Annotated in this window: 18 protein-coding genes; 12 read left to right on the forward strand and 6 right to left on the reverse strand. The window is 71.5% G+C overall.

Going from position 1 to position 19455, the window contains the following annotated elements; all coding sequences use genetic code 11:
- The first annotated feature begins 83 nt into the window (after positions 1-83).
- The gene (locus ACZ4TO_RS24675; protein WP_382783788.1) at positions 84-584 is read left to right on the forward strand and encodes a GbsR/MarR family transcriptional regulator; all 501 of its coding nucleotides are present in this window, start codon (positions 84-86) and stop codon (positions 582-584) included.
- Positions 585-658: 74 nt separating this feature from the next.
- Here the strand turns inward: ACZ4TO_RS24675 and ACZ4TO_RS24680 are convergent, their stop codons facing one another.
- A complete protein-coding gene (locus ACZ4TO_RS24680; RefSeq protein WP_382783791.1) occupies positions 659-1516 on the reverse strand; it encodes a diacylglycerol kinase family protein in 858 nt (285 codons plus the stop codon).
- Positions 1517-1712: 196 nt separating this feature from the next.
- Between ACZ4TO_RS24680 and ACZ4TO_RS24685 the strand changes: the two genes are divergently transcribed.
- Together ACZ4TO_RS24685 and ACZ4TO_RS24690 are read left to right on the forward strand one after the other, a co-directional pair.
- Positions 1713-2996, forward strand: coding sequence for an adenylosuccinate synthase (locus tag ACZ4TO_RS24685; RefSeq protein WP_382783795.1), 1284 nt, complete (start codon positions 1713-1715; stop codon positions 2994-2996).
- A gap of 283 nt (positions 2997-3279) precedes the next feature.
- On the forward strand, positions 3280-3570 hold the full coding sequence (locus tag ACZ4TO_RS24690) for a hypothetical protein (RefSeq protein WP_468025218.1): 291 nt from the start codon (positions 3280-3282) through the stop codon (positions 3568-3570).
- A 57-nt stretch (positions 3571-3627) separates the two neighbouring features.
- Here ACZ4TO_RS24690 and ACZ4TO_RS24695 read toward each other — a convergent pair whose 3' ends face one another.
- From ACZ4TO_RS24695 to ACZ4TO_RS24705, 3 genes are all read right to left on the reverse strand, one after another.
- Positions 3628-4278 carry a hypothetical protein gene (locus ACZ4TO_RS24695; protein ID WP_382783801.1) on the reverse strand — a complete coding sequence of 217 codons (651 nt, stop codon included), beginning with the start codon at positions 4276-4278 and terminating at the stop codon, positions 3628-3630.
- Positions 4279-4482: 204 nt separating this feature from the next.
- Positions 4483-5178: a GntR family transcriptional regulator gene (locus tag ACZ4TO_RS24700; RefSeq protein WP_382783804.1), complete on the reverse strand. Its 696-nt coding sequence runs from the start codon at positions 5176-5178 to the stop codon at positions 4483-4485.
- Between the two features lie 248 nt (positions 5179-5426).
- Positions 5427-6782, reverse strand: coding sequence for an aminotransferase class III-fold pyridoxal phosphate-dependent enzyme (locus ACZ4TO_RS24705; protein WP_468025219.1), 1356 nt, complete (start codon positions 6780-6782; stop codon positions 5427-5429).
- A 279-nt stretch (positions 6783-7061) separates the two neighbouring features.
- Between ACZ4TO_RS24705 and ACZ4TO_RS24710 the strand changes: the two genes are divergently transcribed.
- Both ACZ4TO_RS24710 and ACZ4TO_RS24715 read left to right on the forward strand, forming a co-directional pair.
- Complete coding sequence (locus tag ACZ4TO_RS24710) at positions 7062-9116, forward strand: protein kinase domain-containing protein (RefSeq protein WP_385048846.1); 2055 nt, start codon at positions 7062-7064, stop codon at positions 9114-9116.
- A gap of 216 nt (positions 9117-9332) precedes the next feature.
- Positions 9333-10865 carry a substrate-binding domain-containing protein gene (locus ACZ4TO_RS24715; protein WP_385043630.1) on the forward strand — a complete coding sequence of 511 codons (1533 nt, stop codon included), beginning with the start codon at positions 9333-9335 and terminating at the stop codon, positions 10863-10865.
- Between the two features lie 119 nt (positions 10866-10984).
- On the opposite strand, the gene ACZ4TO_RS24720 is transcribed toward ACZ4TO_RS24715, so the two are convergent.
- On the reverse strand, positions 10985-11728 hold the full coding sequence (locus ACZ4TO_RS24720) for an SLATT domain-containing protein (RefSeq protein WP_382783815.1): 744 nt from the start codon (positions 11726-11728) through the stop codon (positions 10985-10987).
- A 326-nt stretch (positions 11729-12054) separates the two neighbouring features.
- Here ACZ4TO_RS24720 and ACZ4TO_RS24725 point away from each other — a divergent pair, with 326 nt between their 5' ends.
- From ACZ4TO_RS24725 to ACZ4TO_RS24755, 7 genes are all read left to right on the forward strand, one after another.
- Positions 12055-12399 carry a YbaB/EbfC family nucleoid-associated protein gene (locus ACZ4TO_RS24725; RefSeq protein ID WP_468025315.1) on the forward strand — a complete coding sequence of 115 codons (345 nt, stop codon included), beginning with the start codon at positions 12055-12057 and terminating at the stop codon, positions 12397-12399.
- 87 nt (positions 12400-12486) lie between these two features.
- Positions 12487-13086 (forward strand): recombination mediator RecR, encoded by a 600-nt coding sequence (gene recR, locus ACZ4TO_RS24730; protein ID WP_362069269.1) that lies wholly within the window; start codon positions 12487-12489, stop codon positions 13084-13086.
- Positions 13079-13738 (forward strand): DUF5063 domain-containing protein, encoded by a 660-nt coding sequence (locus ACZ4TO_RS24735; RefSeq protein ID WP_382783818.1) that lies wholly within the window; start codon positions 13079-13081, stop codon positions 13736-13738. Before recR ends, ACZ4TO_RS24735 begins: the two co-directional genes overlap by 8 nt.
- Before the next feature lie 271 nt (positions 13739-14009).
- A complete protein-coding gene (locus tag ACZ4TO_RS24740; RefSeq protein ID WP_339130615.1) occupies positions 14010-15287 on the forward strand; it encodes an aspartate kinase in 1278 nt (425 codons plus the stop codon).
- Entirely contained in the window at positions 15284-16345 is a 1062-nt protein-coding gene (locus ACZ4TO_RS24745; protein WP_468025220.1) for an aspartate-semialdehyde dehydrogenase, read from the forward strand. Before ACZ4TO_RS24740 ends, ACZ4TO_RS24745 begins: the two co-directional genes overlap by 4 nt.
- A 446-nt stretch (positions 16346-16791) precedes the next feature.
- On the forward strand, positions 16792-17418 hold the full coding sequence (locus ACZ4TO_RS24750; RefSeq protein WP_382783826.1) for a SigE family RNA polymerase sigma factor: 627 nt from the start codon (positions 16792-16794) through the stop codon (positions 17416-17418).
- Entirely contained in the window at positions 17415-18536 is a 1122-nt protein-coding gene (locus ACZ4TO_RS24755; RefSeq protein WP_468025221.1) for a hypothetical protein, read from the forward strand. The genes ACZ4TO_RS24750 and ACZ4TO_RS24755 overlap by 4 nt, the downstream gene beginning before the upstream one ends.
- Before the next feature lie 63 nt (positions 18537-18599).
- Here ACZ4TO_RS24755 and ACZ4TO_RS24760 read toward each other — a convergent pair whose 3' ends face one another.
- Positions 18600-19451 carry an SURF1 family protein gene (locus ACZ4TO_RS24760; RefSeq protein ID WP_468025222.1) on the reverse strand — a complete coding sequence of 284 codons (852 nt, stop codon included), beginning with the start codon at positions 19449-19451 and terminating at the stop codon, positions 18600-18602.
- Positions 19452-19455: the final 4 nt, after the last annotated feature.

A 19455-nucleotide genomic window follows, 5' to 3' on the forward strand; every position in this document is an offset into this window, starting at 1 on the left:
TTCAGAAATTTGTGAAGTTAAGGAAACGTATAAATCCTGGATACACTCGACCGCGAAGCGTGAGCAGGGGAGATGATCGGGAGATGGCGGAACCGAGGGCGGCCGAGCGGGACCCGGAGGCGGTCTCACAGTTCGTCGAGGGCTTCGCGGCCCAGCTCGTCGAGGCCGGGATGCAGCGGATGCCCGCCCGCGTCTTCGCCGCGCTGCTGGCCTCCGACTCCGGCGCCATGACCTCCGCCGAACTCGGCGAACAGCTCCGGGTCAGCCCCGCCGCCGTGTCCGGGGCGGTGCGCTACCTCGCGCAGCAGCACATGGTCTCGCGCGAGCGCGAACCCGGCTCGCGGCGCGAGCGGTACCGCGTGCACAGCAACCAGTGGTACGAGGCGCTGACCAACCGCGACGCGGTGCTCAAGCGCTGGGAACTGGCCCTGCGCGCCGGTGTCGACTCCCTCGGCGCCGCGACCCCGGCCGGGCGGCGGCTCTCCGAGACCCTCGCGTTCTTCGAGTTCGTCGACGGTGAGATCGCCGCGATGATGGAACGCTGGCGCGCCCACCGCGAGACCCTGTTCGGCACGGACGCCTGACGCCGGGCGCCGCAGCCCGCCCACGGGGACGGCCCGCACGCCGGGCGGTGCAGGGTCCGTCTCCTGTCGGCCGTTCAGGGTGCCGACGGGAGGGTCAGGCCCCAGGCCGACTCCCGTACCGTCCAGGTCCGGGTGCGGACCGGGCCGCTCACCACGGAGTCCGCGCCGTAGCGGAAGTCGGCGCCGGAGACGGTGACCTTGTGGCCCAGCAGCCGCAGCGGCGAGGACCCGGCCCCCACGGACACCGCGCGCACCTCGATCTCGGCCCCGGTCCCCGAGCCCCCCGGCGTCACGGACACGGCTTCCACGGGCTGGTCCAGGTCCACCACGCACACCCCGTCGACCTCGATCCGCAGCCGGGAGGGCCCCGCCCCGGGCGCGGAGGCGAGCCGGGACGGCCGGGAGGCGAAGGTCCGTACGAGGGACTGGCACGTACGCAGCCACGGATGCCCGCCCGCCTCCTCCCCGGGTGCTCCGGCGGGCACCGGAGCCGGGTGCGGGGAAGGAAGCGAGGGGATGCGCAGCGCGCCGAGCACCACGCCGTCGCTGTCGTCCACGAGCAGGTCGAGCCGCCGCTCGGCCCCGTCGAGGACCGCCCTGGCCGCCGCCACGGCACCCATGGGCACCCCGAGCGAACGGGACAGCGACAGCGCGCCGCCCACGGGCACCAAGGACAGCGCGCAACCGGCGAGTTCCCGCCGCCGGTGCAACAGGGACACCGCCCGCAGCAGGGCGCCGTCGTCACCGATGACGACGGGTCGGCGCGCGCCCCGTCGGATCAGCGCCCGAGCGAATTCCTCGGGCCCCTCGGGGAGGCACACCTTCGTCGCCGCACCCGCGCTGAGCACGTCTTTCGCGATCCGGACGGACTCGCCGTCGGTTCGTCGGGCGACCGGGTCGATGACCACCAGGAGCTGGTCGGAAGCCGCCACCTCGGTCCTGCCTCGCTTCCTCGGGTAGCATCTTTCTGCAAGAGCCCCTTGCGCCTTTGCGCCAGGGGCTTCGTCTATTCCGGGGCATCCGGTCCGACGGTCGCGGCCAATGGTGGTCGCCGGTGTGCGCAGCCGTAGCCACGGCCACGTACGTCCCCGACCTTGGACATGCCCCGCCCGGAAGGGGTGTACGCCTGTGCCCGCACTTGTGCTGCTCGGTGCTCAGTGGGGTGACGAAGGCAAGGGAAAGGCCACCGATCTGCTCGGTGGATCCGTGGACTATGTGGTGCGCTACCAGGGCGGTAACAACGCCGGCCATACGGTAGTCGTGGGCGATCAGAAGTACGCCCTCCACCTCCTCCCTTCCGGAATCCTCACGCCGGAGTGCACTCCGGTGATCGGCAACGGAGTCGTCGTCGACCCGTCCGTCCTGTTCTCCGAGCTGAACGGACTGAACGAGCGCGGCGTCGACACCTCCAAGCTGCTGATCAGCGGAAACGCTCACATCATCACGCCTTACAACGTCACTGTCGACAAGGTGACGGAACGCTTCCTCGGAAAGCGGAAGATCGGCACCACCGGACGCGGCATCGGTCCGACGTACGCGGACAAGATCAACCGCGTGGGCATCCGCATCCAGGACCTCTACGACGAGTCGATCCTCACCCAGAAGGTCGAAGCGGCGCTGGAGGTCAAGAACCAGCTCCTCACCAAGCTCTACAACCGCCGCGCCATCGAGGCGAGCCAGGTCGTCGAGGAGCTGCTGAGCTACGCGGACCGGCTCAAGCCGTACGTCGCGGACACCGTCCTGATCCTCAACCAGGCGCTGGAGCAGGACAAGGTCGTGCTCTTCGAGGGCGGCCAGGGCACGCTCCTGGACATCGACCACGGCACGTATCCGTTCGTGACCTCGTCGAACCCGACCGCGGGCGGCGCCTGCACGGGCGCCGGCGTCGGCCCGACCAAGATCAGCCGGGTCATCGGCATCCTCAAGGCGTACACCACCCGCGTCGGCTCGGGTCCGTTCCCGACCGAGCTGTTCGACGCGGACGGCGAGGCGCTGCGGCGCATCGGCGGCGAGCGCGGTGTGACGACCGGCCGTGACCGGCGCTGCGGCTGGTTCGACGCGGTCATCGCCCGCTACGCGACCCGCGTGAACGGTCTGACCGACTTCTTCCTCACCAAGCTGGACGTCCTGACCGGCTGGGAGGAGATCCCGGTCTGCGTGGCGTACGAGATCGACGGCAAGCGCGTCGAGGAACTCCCGTACTCCCAGACCGACTTCCACCACGCGAAGCCGATCTACGAGACCCTGCCCGGCTGGTCGGAGGACATCACCAAGGCGAAGACCTTCGGTGACCTCCCGAAGAACGCGCAGGCCTACGTGAAGGCGCTGGAGGAGATGTCGGGCGCGCCGATCTCCGCGATCGGTGTCGGCCCGGGCCGCACCGAGACGATCGAGGTCAACTCGTTCATCTAGTGCCGAGTGTCCGGACCCTGGTCCGGAGCGGTTGATTCCACGCGTGCGCCCCCGGACGACGTCCGGGGGCGCACGCGTTGGCGGCGGGCTGGGGCCGCGGGCCGCGGGCCGCGGGTGCCGCCGACGCGCCGCGCGGGACGGGCCGGCCGGGGCGGGACCGGGCCTCACTGGAGAGAGTGATGTGCGGGCCGGCGCGGTGAGTGCGCAGCAGGCGGGGGGAATAGCCTGAAAGCGCACGTTCTGGTGCTTCCGCGTGCGTCGGCAGACGGACAAGGAGAGTGCGATGCGCGTGATGCTCAAGGCCACCATGGACACGGACAAGGCCAACGAACTCATCAGCAGCGGAAAGCTGCCGGAGCTGATGCGGCAGACGATGGACCGGCTGAAGCCGGAATCCGCCTACTTCACCGCCCAGGAGGGCAGCCGCACCTGTTACATGGTCTTCGACATGCAGGACAGCAGCCAGATGCCGGTGATCTCCGAGCCGTTCTTCATGCATCTCGGGGCCCGCGTGGAGTTCACCCCCGTCATGAACCCGGAGGACCTCCACAAGGGGCTGTCCCAGCTAGGCTGACGGGCGTCACCGGGTGCGGGGCCGTGAGACCGGGCCCCGCACCCAGGCACGGACGGATCAGCTGAACACGATCATGGAGCCCTGGGCGAGGCTCCGGGTCGCCGCGGCATGCAGGCCCAGCCAGACGTGACGCTCACGGGCGAAGGGGCTGGAGTCGTAGGGGGCCGGAGCGGCGGGCTCCTCCAGCTCCGTCGGGGCGTTGGGGGGCTGCGGCGGCGCCGGCGGATTCGCCGGGTCGATGCCGATCGAGGGGGCCACGAACTCGAGTTCGCGCAGGAGAACCTGGGACGAGCCCAGCGGCCCGCCGCCCGCGAGGAGTTCGTCGTTGGCCAGCGGGTGCGGGAAGTCCACCGGGACGTAGGCGCCCGCGTGGTCGTAGTGCCAGACCAGATGGGACTGCTGGGCGTTCGACTCGAACATCTCCAGCAACTGCTCGTAGTCGCCGCCGAGTTCGTCGACCGGCGCCACCGCGAGCCCGCACATCTGGAGCAGGTACGCGCGGCGCAGGAAGTGCAGCGCGTCGTAGTCGAAGCCGGCGACCGGGGCCACGTCACCCGACAGGCCCGGCATGTACGCGTACACCGGAACCGGCGGGAGCCCGGCCTCGGCGAGCACCTTGTCGTAGAGCGCCAGTTCCTCGGCGAAGGGGTTGTCGGGGGTGTGGCACAGCACGTCGACGAGCGGGACCAACCACAGGTCACAGGCCAACAGACGGCTCCTCTTGCTCCTTGGGGTGCAGGGTGGTCAGGGCAGCGTAATGCGCGTGGCGGTCCTGTGAAGAGGCCGGTGCGCAAGTAGGCCGCCGGGCGGCCGGGGTTGTCCGTCTCCAGGGGGCACGCCCCCATCCTCCCGATCACCCGCGGGGAGTGTCCCCAAACACGGGAACGGGACGATCCGGCCGGGGCCCGCGTCTCAGGGGGCGTCGAGGCGCTCGATGAGGGTCAGCGCGTGCTCGTTGTACGCCGTCACGATCGCCCGCGCCCCGTCGGCGTCACGGCGCGCGAGGGCGTCCACCAGCTCGGTGTGGCCGGACCACAGATGGCCCTTGAGATCGGAGACGTGGCGCAGGTGCTGGACCGTGCAGACCCACGACTGGACCCGCATCCGGTGCAGGAAGTCGGCGAGATAGGAGTTGCCGAACAGGTTGCTGAGTTCGCGCCAGTAACGGAGGTCGTAGCCGATGAGGATGTTCAGGTCGCCCGCGGTCGCCGCGCGCTGGGCCTCCTCGCCGCGGCGCCGGACGGCCGCGAGGGCGGCGAGCGCGCGGGGGTCGTCGGCCTGCGGCATGCCGCTCGCCACGAGGCTGCGGAACATGCCCTCCGTGATCAGGCTGCGCGCCTCGATCATGCCGCGGTAGTCGGCGCCCGAGTACTCGTGGACGCGGAAGCCGCGATGCTGGTCCGCGTCCAGGAGTCCCTGGGCCGACAGATCGACCAGGGCCTCGCGGACCGGGGTGGCGGACACGCCGTACTGCTCGGCGATCTCCTTCACCGTGAACTCCTGGCCGGGCCGCAGGCGCCCGCCGAGCACCTCGTCACGGAGCGCGTCCGCGATCTGCTGCCGCAGGGTGCTGCGTGTTACGGCGCCACTGCCGCCGGTGCCGGCCATGGTGGTGATCTCACTCCCCGTCGCGTGGGTCGGTGCGCGTCCGCTCGTGTATCTCTTCGAGCAGGCCACCATACGCCGTGGGGGCCGGCCGCCCGACTCCCCGCCACCCCCGGAGGGACACGAGGAACCACCACGACCGACCCCCACCGGGAGCGACGACCCCTGACCACCGGGGAGGGGAACTCCCGGCGCCCGGGAGACGAACCCCCGAGCACCCGGGAGCGGGCACCCTCAAGGCCTCAAGAGCCTCACACCGTGTGCTCGTCCGCCACCGACAGCGCCTCGTCCAGGGCCGCGAGGCCCTCCTTGGCCTCGGCCTCGGTGATGTTGCACGGCGGCACGACGTGGGTGCGGTTCATGTTGATGAAGGGCCACAGACCGCGGGCCTTGGCCGCGGCGCCGAACGCGGCCATCGGCGCGTTCGCCTCGCCCGAGGCGTTGTACGGGACCAGCGGCTCGCGGGTCTCCCGGTTCTTCACCAGCTCCAGCGCCCAGAAGACGCCCGTGCCGCGCACCTCGCCGACGCTCGGGTGCCGCTCGGCCAGCGCGCGCAGCCCCGGTCCGAGGACGGTCTCGCCGATCGTGGCCGCCTGGCCGACGATCCCCTCCTCCTCCATGACGTTGATCGTCGCGACCGCGGCGGCGCAGGCCAGCGGGTGGCCGGAGTAGGTCAGCCCGCCCGGGTAGGGCCGCCGGGCGAAGGTCTCGGCGATGGCGGTGGAGATCGCCACGCCGCCCAGCGGCACGTAGCCGGAGTTCACGCCCTTGGCGAAGGTCATCAGGTCCGGAGTCACCTCGTAGTGGTCCGCCGCGAACCACTTGCCGGTGCGGCCGAACCCGGCCATGACCTCGTCCAGGATGAAGACGATCCCGTACCGGTCGCAGATCTCGCGCACACCGGCGAGGTAGCCGGGCGGCGGCGTCATGATGCCCGCGGTGCCCGGGATCGTCTCCAGGATCAGGGCCGCTATGGTCCCCGGTCCCTCGAAGGCGATCGTGTCCTCCAGGTGCTGGAGCGCGCGCTCGCACTCCTGCCGCTCGCTGTCGGAGTGGAAGGGGCTGCGGTACAGGAACGGCGCCCAGAAGTGGACGACACCGGCCGCGCCGAGGTCGTTCGGCCAGCGCCGCGGGTCACCGGTGAGGTTGATCGCCGTGGAGGTGGCGCCGTGGTACGAGCGGTAGGCGGAGAGCACCTTCGGGCGGCCGGTGTGCAGCCGGGCCATCCGTGTGGCGTTCTCGACGGCCTCCGCGCCGCCGTTGGTGAAGAAGATCTTGTCCAGGTCGCCGGGGGTCCGCTCGGCGATCAGCCGGGCCGCCTCGGAACGCGCCTCGACGGCGAAGGCGGGCGCGAAGGTGGACAGGGTCGCGGCCTGTTCCTGGATCGCGGCGACGACCTTCGGGTGCTGGTAGCCGATGTTCGTGAAGACGAGCCCACTGGTGAAGTCCAGATACCGCTTGCCTTCGTAGTCCCAGAAGTACGACCCCTCCGCGCCGGCGACGGCGAGCGGGTCGATGAGCTCCTGCGCGGACCAGGAGTGGAACACGTGCGCGCGGTCCGCGGCCTTCACGGCGGCGCCGGCCTGGGGGTTGGGCTGAGGGGTCATGCGGCGAAGCGTAAATGTCCACGGACCGGGCGCGACATCGGCGTCCTGTCTGCGGTCGGGGGCTTTCCGCGACAGACTGTCGGGCTTGGCCGGGCCCCGGCACGGGAGTCCGCCGACCCCACGGGACGGTTCCCGGAGGAGGGCGCGAGGACGCCGATGCGCCCCGTTACCAAAACGGCACCAGCCGTGACGGAACCGTGGACACGGCCCCGCCCGGCTTCGGCCACGGCGCACTATCCTCGGTCTGTTGCACACATATGGGGGAGGGTGGGCACTGCCATGGAGAAGCTGGGGGCGGGGGATCCGCAGCAGATCGGGGCGTACCGACTGCTGGCGCGACTCGGCGCCGGAGGAATGGGCCACGTCTATCTCGCGCGGTCCGACCGGGGACGTACCGTCGCGGTCAAACTGGTCCGGCCCGAACTCGCCGAACAGGAGGAGTTCCGGGCCCGCTTCCGCCAGGAGGTGCAGGCCGCCCGCCGGGTCGGCGGGCTGTGGACCGCGCCCGTCCTGGACGCGGACACCGATGCCGCGATTCCCTGGGTGGCCACCGGCTATGTCGCGGGGCCCTCGCTCCAGGCCGTCGTCGGACGCGATCACGGCGCGCTGCCCGAGCGGTCCGTGCGCATCCTCGCCGCGGGTCTCGCGCACGCGCTCCAGGACATCCACGCCGCGGGCCTGATCCACCGTGACCTCAAGCCCTCGAACGTCCTCGTCACCATCGACGGGCCCCGCGTCATCGACTTCGGCATCGCACGTGCCCTGGAGACGGTGACGGACGGCGGCCTGACCCACACCGGGGCGCTCGTCGGCTCGCCGGGATTCATGGCTCCCGAGCAGGTGCGCGGCGACCGTGTCACGCCCGCGTGCGACATCTTCTGCCTCGGCTCGGTCCTGTCGTACGCGGCCACCGGCGCCCTTCCGTTCGGCGCGGCCAACAGCGGTGTGCACGCCATGATGTTCCGCATCGCGCAGGAGGAGGCGGACCTGACGGGAGTGCCCGAGGGGCTCGCCGACCTCGTACGGGACTGCCTGCGCAAGGATCCCGCCGCCCGGCCCGGGCTCGACGAGATCCTGGAGCGCACGGGCGCGGAGGACACCGTCGCGGAGGGCCGCACCCTCGACCCCTGGCTGCCCGGCTCGCTCGTGGCCCAGCTCGGACGGCACGCCGTGCGGCTGCTGGACACGGAGGACCCGGACCAGGGACCGCCGCAGCTCCCGCCCGGCGCTCCGGCGCCCGGCGCCCGCCCGGCCCTGCCGCCGGCTCCCGTCGCCGCCCCCGATCTCTCCAAGCCGCCCGCCGGCTCGCCCGCTCCCTCGGCCTCCGCCGCCTCCTCGACGCCCTCGGCCTCCTCCTCGGCACCCGCCGCGTCCTCCGAGGCCTCCCCGGAACACGCGCCCGCGCCCGCCGACGGGAGCGCCACCCCGCCGCTTCCGGGACAGCCCGGCCCCGTGAACCATCTCCCGACGGTGATCGGGGGCTCGGGCGCGACGCCTCCCCCGGCGCCGGCCGGCCCGCACCCCGCCTACGGCTATCCGCAGCAGCACCCGGGGCCCGCCGGCCAGGGCCCGGCCCACCCCGCGTACGGCTACCCGCAGGCCGGCTGGGGTTCGGTCCAGCCGCCGTACGGTTCGACGCCTCCCTACGGTCCCGGTGTGGCCGCCCAGCCGTACGGTCCCGGCGGAGCGACCCCTCCCTACGGCGCGACCCCTCCGTACGGTCCCGGTGTCGCCCCGCTCGGACCGGAGCCCGCGCACCGCAACGGCCGCTCCACGGCCCTCCTCGTGGTGGTGGCCCTGGTCGTCGCGCTCGGCGCCGGCGGCAGCGTGTTCGCGCTGCTGAACGGGCGGGGGAGCGGGGGCGGCCAGGACGACCCCAAGGCGTCCGGCTCCACCTCCGGCGCGCCGACGACACCGGGGCAGAGCGCCTCGCAGCCCCCGGCCGGCGGCACCCCCGAGTCGTCCGGCGCGCAGACGACGCAGTCGGGCACCGTCCCGGAGGCGTTCCTCGGCACCTGGGACGCGGTCATCGACAACGAAAGCGGCCACCACACCCGCCGGATGACCATCCAGCAGGGCGCGGTCGGCGACACGGTGCTGACGGTCACCGCGGACGGCAGCAACTATCACTGTGTCTTCCAGGCCGCCCTCGCCGCCGCCCCGGGGACCGCGGGGCCGCTGGAGATCGGTCCCTCCCAGGTCACCGTCGGTGCCCCGCCGTCCTGCAAGCCGGGGGCGGCCTCCGAGGTCACGCTGCTGCCGGACGGCAGGCTGCGGCGGGCGAAGACCGGTTCGGCGGCCGAGGCCGAGCTGACGTACACCAGGAGCGGCTGAGTCCCGGGCCGTCCCGCGGGCGACGGCTCGCGGGACGGCCCGCGAGCCGTCCGTGGGCGGCCGCTCGGTTCGGCGTGTGCGCTCGGCCGGTTCGGCGTGTGCGCCAACCCCCTTGCCCGTCAAGGCTGTTGAAGTTCACTTCCCGTATGTGGGGTGTTTCCGGCCAGAGCCGTACGGTGACCGCACCGCAGGGCAGGGCTCGGGGGAGTGGCTCACGTGGAGTGGCTGAGCGCAGAGAACGTCGTGGCCGTCGGGACCGCCGTGATCGGTGTCGTCTCCTCCGCCGTGATGGTCTGGTACGAGCGAAGGGTGCCGCGCCGCAAGACCGTCGGCTACCGCGTCCAGATGGACAACCCCATCGGCGACGGCGTCCGCTCGGGGCGCGCGAACGTACGGCTCGGACTGTTCGACGAGACACCCGGCATGTCCGACGCCACCCTCGTGCTGCTGCGGATCGAGAACGACGGTTCGCAGAGCATCGGCGCGGAGGACTACACGAGCCGTGAACGGCACGGTCTGACCGCGGTGTTCACCGATCGCACCATCCGCGGTGTGTCCGTGACCCAGCCGCCCGGCACCGACCATCTGATGGACCACTTCACCCCGGCCGCCGGTCTCAGCTACGAGCGCGGCACGCTGCGCATCCCGCGGGTCCCGCTCAACCGGGGCGAGCACTTCAAGCTGCTCGTCCTGCTGTCGGGCGGCGACGTGGGCTGTCCGGTACGGATCGTCGGCGGCATCCGGGACGGCGAGGTCCGGCCCAACCGCAGTACGACACCGGACGACAAGCCGCCGCTGTTCAGCCGGGCCGCGCGGCTGATCACCGTCCTGCTGACGGTGTGCGTCGTGACGCTCGCCGTGATCGTCGTCCTGCGCGACGACACCCCGCCCCCGATCGGCTGCGAGCGGGGCACGCTGGCCGTCACGGGCTCCACCGCCTTCGAGCCGGTGGCGCGCGAACTGGCCGAGAAGTACGAGCACGACTGCCAGGGCGCCACGATCACGGTGGACGCCCACGGCAGCACGGCCGGCGTGCGCGAACTCGACGCGGCGGGTCAGGCGTCGAAGAAGGGGTCCCCGGCCCTCCTTGCGCTCTCCGACGGCCCCAAACCCGGCGACTTCCCGCGCCTGCGGGAGAACCGGATCGCGGTGTCGGTGTTCACGCTCGTCGTCGACGACGCCATCCCGGTCAGGAACCTGTCGCTGACCGACGTACGACGGCTGTACCGCGGCGAGATCACGAACTGGAAGCAGCTCGGCGGACCCGACCGACCCGTCCTCCTGGTCAGCCGGGACGCCAACTCCGGTACCCGGCAGGTGTTCCAGCGCCGGGTGCTCGGGCGCGGCGAGATCGCCAACTCCTCGCTCGACTGCGTCCACAAGGACGACGCGACGGCACCTGTCGTGCGGTGCGAACTCGACTCCACCGAGCAGGTGCTCGACACGGTCGCCAGGCTGCCCGGCGCGATCGGCTACAGCGAACTCAACGACGCCACCGGCCACAAGGGCCTGCACCGGATCAGCCTCGACGGTCACGCCGCCTCCGTCGAGGACCTGGAGCACGGCACCACGGACTACCCGTACCGCGAGATCGAGTACGCCTACACCTACGGACAGCCGCCCGCCGACTCGCTCGCCTCCAGCTTCCTCTCCTACATCAGCCGGGGCAGCGGCCAGGACGTCGTCCGCACCCACGGCCATCTCCCCTGCGGGACGCCGGTCGGGCTGAGGATCTGCGGAGCCGGCTGACCGGCGGCTCGCCGTCCGGTGCCGTAGCGCGTGGCTCGTCGCCCGGTGCCGTACCGCGGCGGGGCCGGACCCGGCCGTCCCGGACGCCGCCGGGTCCCGTGCGGGCGCCGGCGGCCCGGCTACCTGGGCTCGGGCGGGCGCTGGCGGGGCATGTTCGGGCGGGTGCCCGGCGGCAGCGGGGCGCGGCCGTTCAGCGGCGGCCCGTCGGGGCGGGGCGCTCCCGCCGCCGAGGACTGGATCCCCAGCGGCGCCGGTCCCGTACGGAACTCCACCATCCAGTCCGCCGTCTCGGTGCGCACCAGTTCCGTGACGTCCTCCGAGAACCGGCGCAGCACGCCGATGCAGCGGTCGGCGGCCTCGCTGGCCGTTCCGTCGGCGGGCCCGAGGACCTCCCGGACGCTCTCGGAGGCCCAGTCGAACTGCAGCGCCTGAAGCCGCCTCTGCACGGCCTGCGCGGTCGCGACGTCCCTTATCCATCCGGAGGTCACGCCGAAGAAGCGGTCGACGGCGACGCAGGAGGCCGCGAGCAGCAGCGCCAGATAGCCCCACGGAGCCGCCCCGCGCACCGGTCCGGCGAGGTCGAGCAGCGGCAGCGCGGCCCCGGCGACGGCTCCCAGCGTGGCACCGGACCGCAGCACCCGTGCCGCCCGCCGCTTCCACACGCGGTCGGAGAGATACCAGGCGGCCGTGTCGAGCGCCCCCTGCTCCACCCAGCGGTACAGCTCGTGGAGCCGCTCGGCGGGCTCCCCCCAGTCGCCGAGCGGGAACGGCCGACCGGTCAGGTCGCCCGGCCGGGGCCCCGCCGCGCCCTCGCTCCGCCCGTCCTGGAGCGGCCCCTCCGGCTGCATCTCCGGCTGACTCACCCGGCACTCCCTAGTTGACGACGGTGATGACGGACGACGGTGGCGTCGGTGACGACGGTGACGGCACCGGCCGTACGTGAAGTGCGTGCGGTGCGTGACGTCGTGTGACGCGTGGTGCAAATGCGCAGCCCCCTTCCTACCGCCCAATGGGTGGCGATGGACCGGGTTTACCGGCTTTTCCGCCCGGAAGAGGGCCTTGATCAGGTATAGGCGGCGCTGCGATGTCACTCGAAAGAGTGCTTGGGCGACGGGCCCTTGGACCACGTAGGCTCGTGCTGGACAGGAAGAAGCGCTCGCACAGCCGTACTCGAAACCAGGAGCTGATCGTGATTCCCGGTGGTGGCCAGCCCAATATGCAGCAGTTGTTGCAGCAGGCCCAGAAGATGCAGCAGGACCTGGCGAACGCGCAGGAGGAGCTGGCGCGGACCGAGGTCGGGGGCCAGGCGGGCGGCGGCCTGGTCAAGGCGACCGTGACGGGCTCCGGAGAGCTCCGCGCCCTGGTGATCGACCCGAAGGCGGTCGACCCCGAGGACACCGAGACGCTCGCCGACCTGATCGTCGCGGCCGTCCAGGCGGCGAACGAGAACGCGCAGGCGCTCCAGCAGCAGAAGCTCGGCCCACTCACCCAGGGCCTCGGCGGCGGCAGCGGCATCCCCGGTCTGCCTTTCTAAGACCGGCGGCATCCAACTACCGTACGCACCAGGAAGAAACAGTAGGACGGGACCAGGCGGTACCGAAACACTCGGAAAGGCAGTCCGTTGTACGAAGGCGTTGTTCAGGACCTCATCGACGAACTGGGGCGGCTCCCCGGCGTCGGTCCCAAGAGCGCGCAGCGGATCGCCTTCCACATCCTGCAGGCGGAGCCCACGGACGTCCGCCGGCTCGCACAGGCCCTCATGGAGGTCAAGGCGAAGGTCCGCTTCTGCGCGACCTGCGGCAACGTCGCGCAGGAGGAGCTGTGCAACATCTGCCGCGACCCGCGCCGCGACCTCTCGGTGATCTGTGTGGTGGAGGAGCCGAAGGACGTCGTCGCGGTCGAGCGCACACGTGAGTTCCGGGGGAAGTACCACGTGCTCGGCGGCGCGATCAGCCCGATCGAGGGCGTCGGCCCGGACGACCTGCGGATCAGGGAACTCCTGGCCCGCCTGGCCGACGGCACGGTCACCGAGCTCATCCTGGCCACGGACCCGAATCTGGAGGGCGAGGCCACGGCCACGTATCTCGCCCGCATGATCAAGCCCATGGGCCTCAAGGTCACCCGCCTGGCCAGCGGCCTCCCGGTGGGTGGCGACCTGGAATACGCGGACGAGGTCACACTCGGCCGCGCCTTCGAGGGGAGACGACTTCTAGATGTCTGACGCCACGCTGCACGAGACCAGCCCGGACCCCGACGACTTCGTGGTCCAGATCGCGGACCAGGTGGAGAGCTTCCTGGTCGCCGTCACCGAGGTGGCCAAGGGCGACGAGCCGGACTCGGCCGTGCCCTTCCTCCTGCTGGAGGTCTCCCAGCTCCTGCTGGCCGGGGGCCGTCTCGGGGCGCACGAGGACATCGTTCCCGACGAGCGCTACGAGCCCGACCTCGGCCCGGAGGCGGACGTGGACGAACTCCGCGAGCGCCTCGCCGTGATGCTGGAGCCGATCGACGTCTACTCCGAGGTCTTCGACCCGTACGAGCCCCGCAAGGCCCCGGTCCCGGCCCGTATCTCCGACGACCTCGCCGACGTCATCGCCGACCTGCGCCACGGCATGGCCCACTACCGCGCGGGCCGCACCACGGAGGCCCTGTGGTGGTGGCAGTTCTCCTACTTCTCGAACTGGGGCTCCACCGCCTCCGCGACCCTGCGCGCCCTGCAGTCCGTGGTCGCCCACGTCCGGCTGAACCAGCCCCTGGAGGAGCTGAACGGCCTCGACACCGACCAGGACCTCGGCGAGGAGGCGCTCGCGGAGGAGGCCGGCAAGGTGATGGCGGAGGAGATCGCCGGCCCGCTCGGTCTGCGCACGGTCAAGTAGCCCGCCGAGGACCCGTCACCGCCCGTCCGTCCCTCCGCTTCTCGCTCGGCCCCCGCTGTGACCTGGGGCACGTTCGGAGTGACGGGGCTCCGGCACGGGCAGGTGCCGTCTCGGAGCGGCCGGACTCCCTTGCCGACCTGACAGCCCGGAGTGATCACGTCGTGAGCGGGACATCTCACGATGCGATACCCCGGAAGGGAAATCCGGCCGCTCGTTAGACTGAGCCGACCGCAGTAGTGCGGTGCAGAGACGGACTGAGCGAGGAGCGCACGTGGGCCTTGTCGTGCAGAAGTACGGAGGTTCCTCCGTAGCCGATGCCGAGGGCATCAAGCGCGTCGCCAAGCGGATCGTGGAAGCGAAGAAGAACGGCCACCAGGTGGTCGTCGTCGTTTCCGCGATGGGCGACACGACGGACGAGCTGATCGATCTCGCCGAGCAGGTATCTCCGATGCCCAGCGGACGAGAGTTCGACATGCTGCTGACCGCCGGAGAGCGGATCTCCATGGCCCTGCTGGCCATGGCGATCAAAAACCTGGGCCACAGCGCCCAGAGCTTCACCGGCAGCCAGGCAGGCGTCATCACCGACTCGGTCCACAACAAAGCCCGGATCATCGACGTCACCCCGGGCCGTATCCGTACGGCGCTCGACGAGGGCAACATCGCCATCGTCGCCGGATTCCAGGGCGTCTCGCAGGACAAGAAGGACATCACCACGCTGGGCCGCGGCGGGTCCGACACCACGGCCGTCGCGCTGGCCGCGGCGCTCGACGCCGAGGTGTGCGAGATCTACACCGACGTGGACGGCGTGTTCACCGCCGACCCGCGCGTGGTGAAGAAGGCGAAGAAGATCGACTGGATCGCCTTCGAGGACATGCTGGAGCTCGCCGCCTCCGGCTCCAAGGTGCTGCTCCACCGCTGTGTGGAGTACGCCCGCCGTTACGACATCCCGATCCACGTGCGGTCGTCCTTCAGCGGACTTCAGGGCACCTGGGTCAGCAGCGCACCGATGAAGCAAGGGGACCAGAAGGTGGAGCAGGCCATCATTTCCGGTGTCGCTCACGACACCTCCGAGGCCAAGGTCACGGTCGTCGGCGTACCGGACAAGCCGGGCGAGGCCGCCTCGATCTTCCGCGCCATCGCCGACGCCGAGATCAACATCGACATGATCGTCCAGAACGTGTCGGCGGCCACCACGGGCCTGACGGACATCTCCTTCACCCTCCCGAAGACCGAGGGCCGCAAGGCCATCGACGCCCTGGAGAAGGCGAAGAGCGTCATCGGCTTCGAGTCGCTGCGCTACGACGACCAGATCGGCAAGATCTCGCTCGTCGGCGCCGGCATGAAGACCAACCCGGGTGTCACGGCCGGCTTCTTCGAGGCCCTCACGGACGCCGGGGTCAACATCGAGCTGATCTCGACCTCCGAGATCCGCATCTCCGTCGTCACCCGCGCCGACGACGTCAACGACGCCGTCCGCGCCGTGCACAGCGCCTTCGGCCTCGACTCCGACAGCGACGAGGCCGTCGTCTACGGAGGCACCGGGCGATGACCCGACGACCGACGCTCGCGGTCGTGGGAGCGACCGGAGCCGTCGGCACGGTCATGCTCCAGATCCTGTCCCAGCACGCGGACATCTGGGGTGAGATCCGACTGATCGCCTCGCCGCGCTCGGCCGGCCGCAAGCTGGCCGTGCGCGGTGTGGAGGTCGAGGTGACGGCCCTGGCGGAGGAAGCCTTCGACGGGGTCGACATCGCCATGTTCGACGTCCCGGACGACGTGGCCGCCCAGTGGGCGCCGATCGCCGCCGCCAAGGGCGCGGTCGTCGTCGACAACTCCGGCGCCTTCCGCATGGACCCGGAAGTGCCGCTCGTCGTCCCCGAGGTGAATCCGCACGCCGCGCGGGTGCGCCCGCGTGGGATCGTCGCCAACCCGAACTGCACGACCCTGTCCATGATCGTGGCGCTGGGTGCCCTGCACGCCGAGTTCGGACTGCGGGAACTCGTCGTCTCCTCGTACCAGGCGGTCAGCGGCGCGGGCCGGGCCGGCGTCGACACCCTGCGCCGCCAGATGTCCCTGGTCGCGGGCACGGAACTGGGGAACAGCCCCGGTGACGTGCGCCGGGCCGTGGGTGACGACACCGGGCCGTTCCCGGAGCCGGTCGCGCTGAACGTGGTGCCGTGGGCCGGGTCGCTCGCCGAGGACGGCTGGTCCTCGGAGGAGATGAAGGTACGCGACGAGACCCGCAAGATCCTCGGGCTGCCCCGGCTGAAGGTCGCCGTGACCTGCGTCCGGGTTCCCGTCGTCACCACGCACTCCCTGACCGTGCACGCCCGTTTCCAGGACGAGGTGACGGTCGAGAAGGCGCGGGAGATCCTGGACACCGCCCCCGGCGTCGTGCTCTTCGACAACCCGGCCGCCGGTGAGTTCCCCACCCCCGCGGACGTGGTGGGCACCGACCCGACCTGGGTGGGCCGGGTCCGCCGGGCACTGGACGATCCGACGGCCCTCGAACTGTTCGTGTGCGGGGACAACCTGCGCAAGGGAGCGGCCCTGAACACCGCCCAGATCGCCGAACTGGTGGCGGCCGAGATCAGCCGCACCCCGTAGGTTCTGCGCCGCCGGCGGCCTCCGGCCGTAATCCCGGTGCCGTCCGGGGGGCGGGTTTGTAGGATCTCTGTCGGTTCAGTGATCAACTTAATGGTCCTGACCACTTGAACGGACCCGGGTCGGCGTTCGAAGATTTTGTCACCGCCCCGCGCAACCGCGCGCAGGGCGGTGAGCGTCTTCGCCGTCGCCATTCAGGGGCGTCCGGGGGGCGGCAGAGCATTGGGCACAGGGGAAGAGCTGTTACGCATGAGGGCATCTGGTGCACTGTCGCGCGCGCGGGGCCGCGTAACGACAGGGGGTCCGGGGGGCGTTCCGAGGAGACGGGTTCCGGCCGTTTCGGCATCCGGTACGAATGTGATGACGGTCGCGTACAACCCTGCCGGGGGGAAGTGTGTCCAACTGGCGTGGCAGAGGTACTCGAATTCACCGCGGTCCAGACAAGGGGCATGGCCCTGCGTCCACCCCGCCGACCCCGCAGCCCCGGCGCGCCCGGCGGCATGCCGGTGATCGCCCCCATGCCCTCAGCGCGGCCCGCCCGCATCCCGAGTCAGCGTGACGGCGCCCAGGACAGCGTGGCGGCGGGCACGACCGTCGACCATCTGACCGAGACCTACCGGGCGCACTACCGCTCGCTTCTCGGCCTCGCGGCGCTCCTGCTCGACGACACGGCCTCCTGCGAGGACGTCGTCCAGGAGGCGTTCATCCGGGTGCACTCGGCGCGCAAACGCGTCCGGGACCCGGAGAAGACGCTCGCCTACCTGCGTCAGACCGTCGTCAACCTGTCGCGTTCGGCGCTGCGCCGGCGCATCCTCGGCCTCAAGCTCCTCTCGAAGCCGATGCCCGACATGGCGAGCGCCGAGGAAGGCGCGTACGACCAGTTGGAGCGCGACGCCCTGATCAAGGCGATGAAGGGGCTCCAGCGGCGCCAGCGCGAGGTCCTGGTCCTGCGCTACTTCGCGGACATGACCGAGGCCCAGGTCGCCGAGACGCTCGGTGTCTCCCTGGGTTCGGTGAAGGCGTACGGCTCGCGGGGCATCGCCGCGCTCCGTGTCGCCATGGGGGCTTCGGCATGAGCGAGCACGACGACCGGCGGCGCCCCGAGGACGAGGGACGCCCGGAACACGAGCACACGCAATCGCACGCTGGGAACGGAAATGTGAACAACGGCCCCGACGAACAGCCCGGTATCCCGGACATGGACGGAGCGGGACCCGAAGGGCTCGGCGACGAGCTGGCACTGCGCCGGCTGCTGCACCAGGCCGTTCAGGAGATCGAACCCGCGGACGGCACCCTGGAACATCTGCGCCGGGCGGTTCCGGCGCGGCGGGCGCGCAAGCGGCAGGCAGTGGTCGGCATGGCGGCGGCGGCGCTCTTCATGGGCACGGCGATCCCCGCGTTCGTCCACGTCTCCAACTCCTCGGGGTCGAACCCCGACCCGTCCATCGCGGCCAACAGCTCACAGGCCCAGGGCGGCACCACCCAGGGCAAGGGCTCGGACGGCGGCTCCGGCAAGGACGCCGGCTCGACGGGCACATCCAAGGGCGCCGGCGACGGCGGCAGGACGGAGACACCGGGCGGCACCGACAAGGGCGCGGGAGGGGCCGCCACCGGCGGTGCCGACCCCTCGGCCTCCGCCTCGGCCGCCCTCCCGTGCACGGCCGACCAGCTCGGCGGTGCGACCGGCACGGCGGCCGGACCGGACGCGACCGGCGCGGTCTACGGCTCCTTCACCGTCTCGAACGTCTCCACCACCGCCTGCACGGTCACCAGCGCCGGCACGGTCGGCACGTCCGCCCAGGGCGCGGCCGACCCCGCCAGGATCGGTGTGGCGACGCATGTGGGGGGCGACGCGGCCACCGGGCTGCCCGACCCGTCCACGGAGGTCACGTCCCTGGTGCTCCAGCCGGGCACCTCGTACGTCGTGAAGTTCGCCTGGGTGCCCTCGTCGACCTGCCCGACCGCGGAGCCCTCACCGGATCCCACCCCGACGCAGGGAGCCACCGACACCGGCGGTACGACCACCGGCTCCGGCGCGGAGGGCACAGCGCCCCAGCTCCTCGTCGAGGACGGCACGCTGGACGGCAGTGTCGTCGTCTCCAGCACGGCGGCGACCGGCGCGAGCGCTTCGGTCACCGTGGGCAACGCCTGCGCGGGCACGGTCTATCACACCGGGATCCTGGCGTCGTCCTGACGGACGGCTGATCCTTTCGCCATCGGGCGGCGGCGATGCTTCGTCGCCGCCCTGTCCGTGTGCTCAGGCCGTCCCGGACGGCTCGGCCGCTGTCTCGGGGACGGCCGGGGTCTCGGGGACGGCCGGGGTCTCGGGGGTCCCCGAGGGGTCCCGGGTCTCCGGCAGCAGTCCCAGTTCGGCGTCGCGGACGAACTCCGTCTCGCGGCGCAGCAGGCGGAACCACATGAAGACGACGAAGCCCGCGAAGACGAACCACTCGCCGGTGTAGCCGAGGTTCTGGAACGCCTTGAGGTCGAGTCCGCTGTTCGCGGGCGCGCTCGGAGGCACCGCCTTCATCCCGGCGTCGGCCTTGTCGAGCGTGATCCAGGCGTCGTACAGGGTGTACGGCACGAGGTTCACCAGCGACGCGGAGCTGATCGCGGCCGTCTGCCCCGCGGGGAGCCCGCCGACCGCGCTGACCCCGTTGGAACCGGGACTCTCGGACGCCTGGAGCGAACCCGTGACCGTGACCTCGCCGGTGGGCGGGACCGGGGCCTTCGCCGCGTCCGCGGTACCGGGCAGCCAGCCCCGGACGACGGGCAGCGTCCTGCCGCCGTCGACCCGCAGCATGGTGAGCACGTAGTACCCGCTCCTGCCGTCCAGCTCCCGGCCCGGCACGAGCAACTGCTTGGCGTACCGCCCCGTCGCGGTGGTCCGCCTGCCGGACGTCTCGGTGGTCACGGGCAGCATCGAGGCCAGTGGCCGGGCGGGTTCCGTCCGGGCCGACGAGGCTTCGGCGTCCGCCGTCCGGTGATCCTGGACGCGGTCCTCGAACCGCCCCAACTGCCACGACCCCATGAAGACGCAGAAGGGGATGGCCAACAGCACGAAGACGTTGATCCCCCACCAGCGGGGCGTCAGCAGGAACCGGTACACGCCG

This window comes from Streptomyces sp. NPDC028298 (assembly GCF_055565895.1).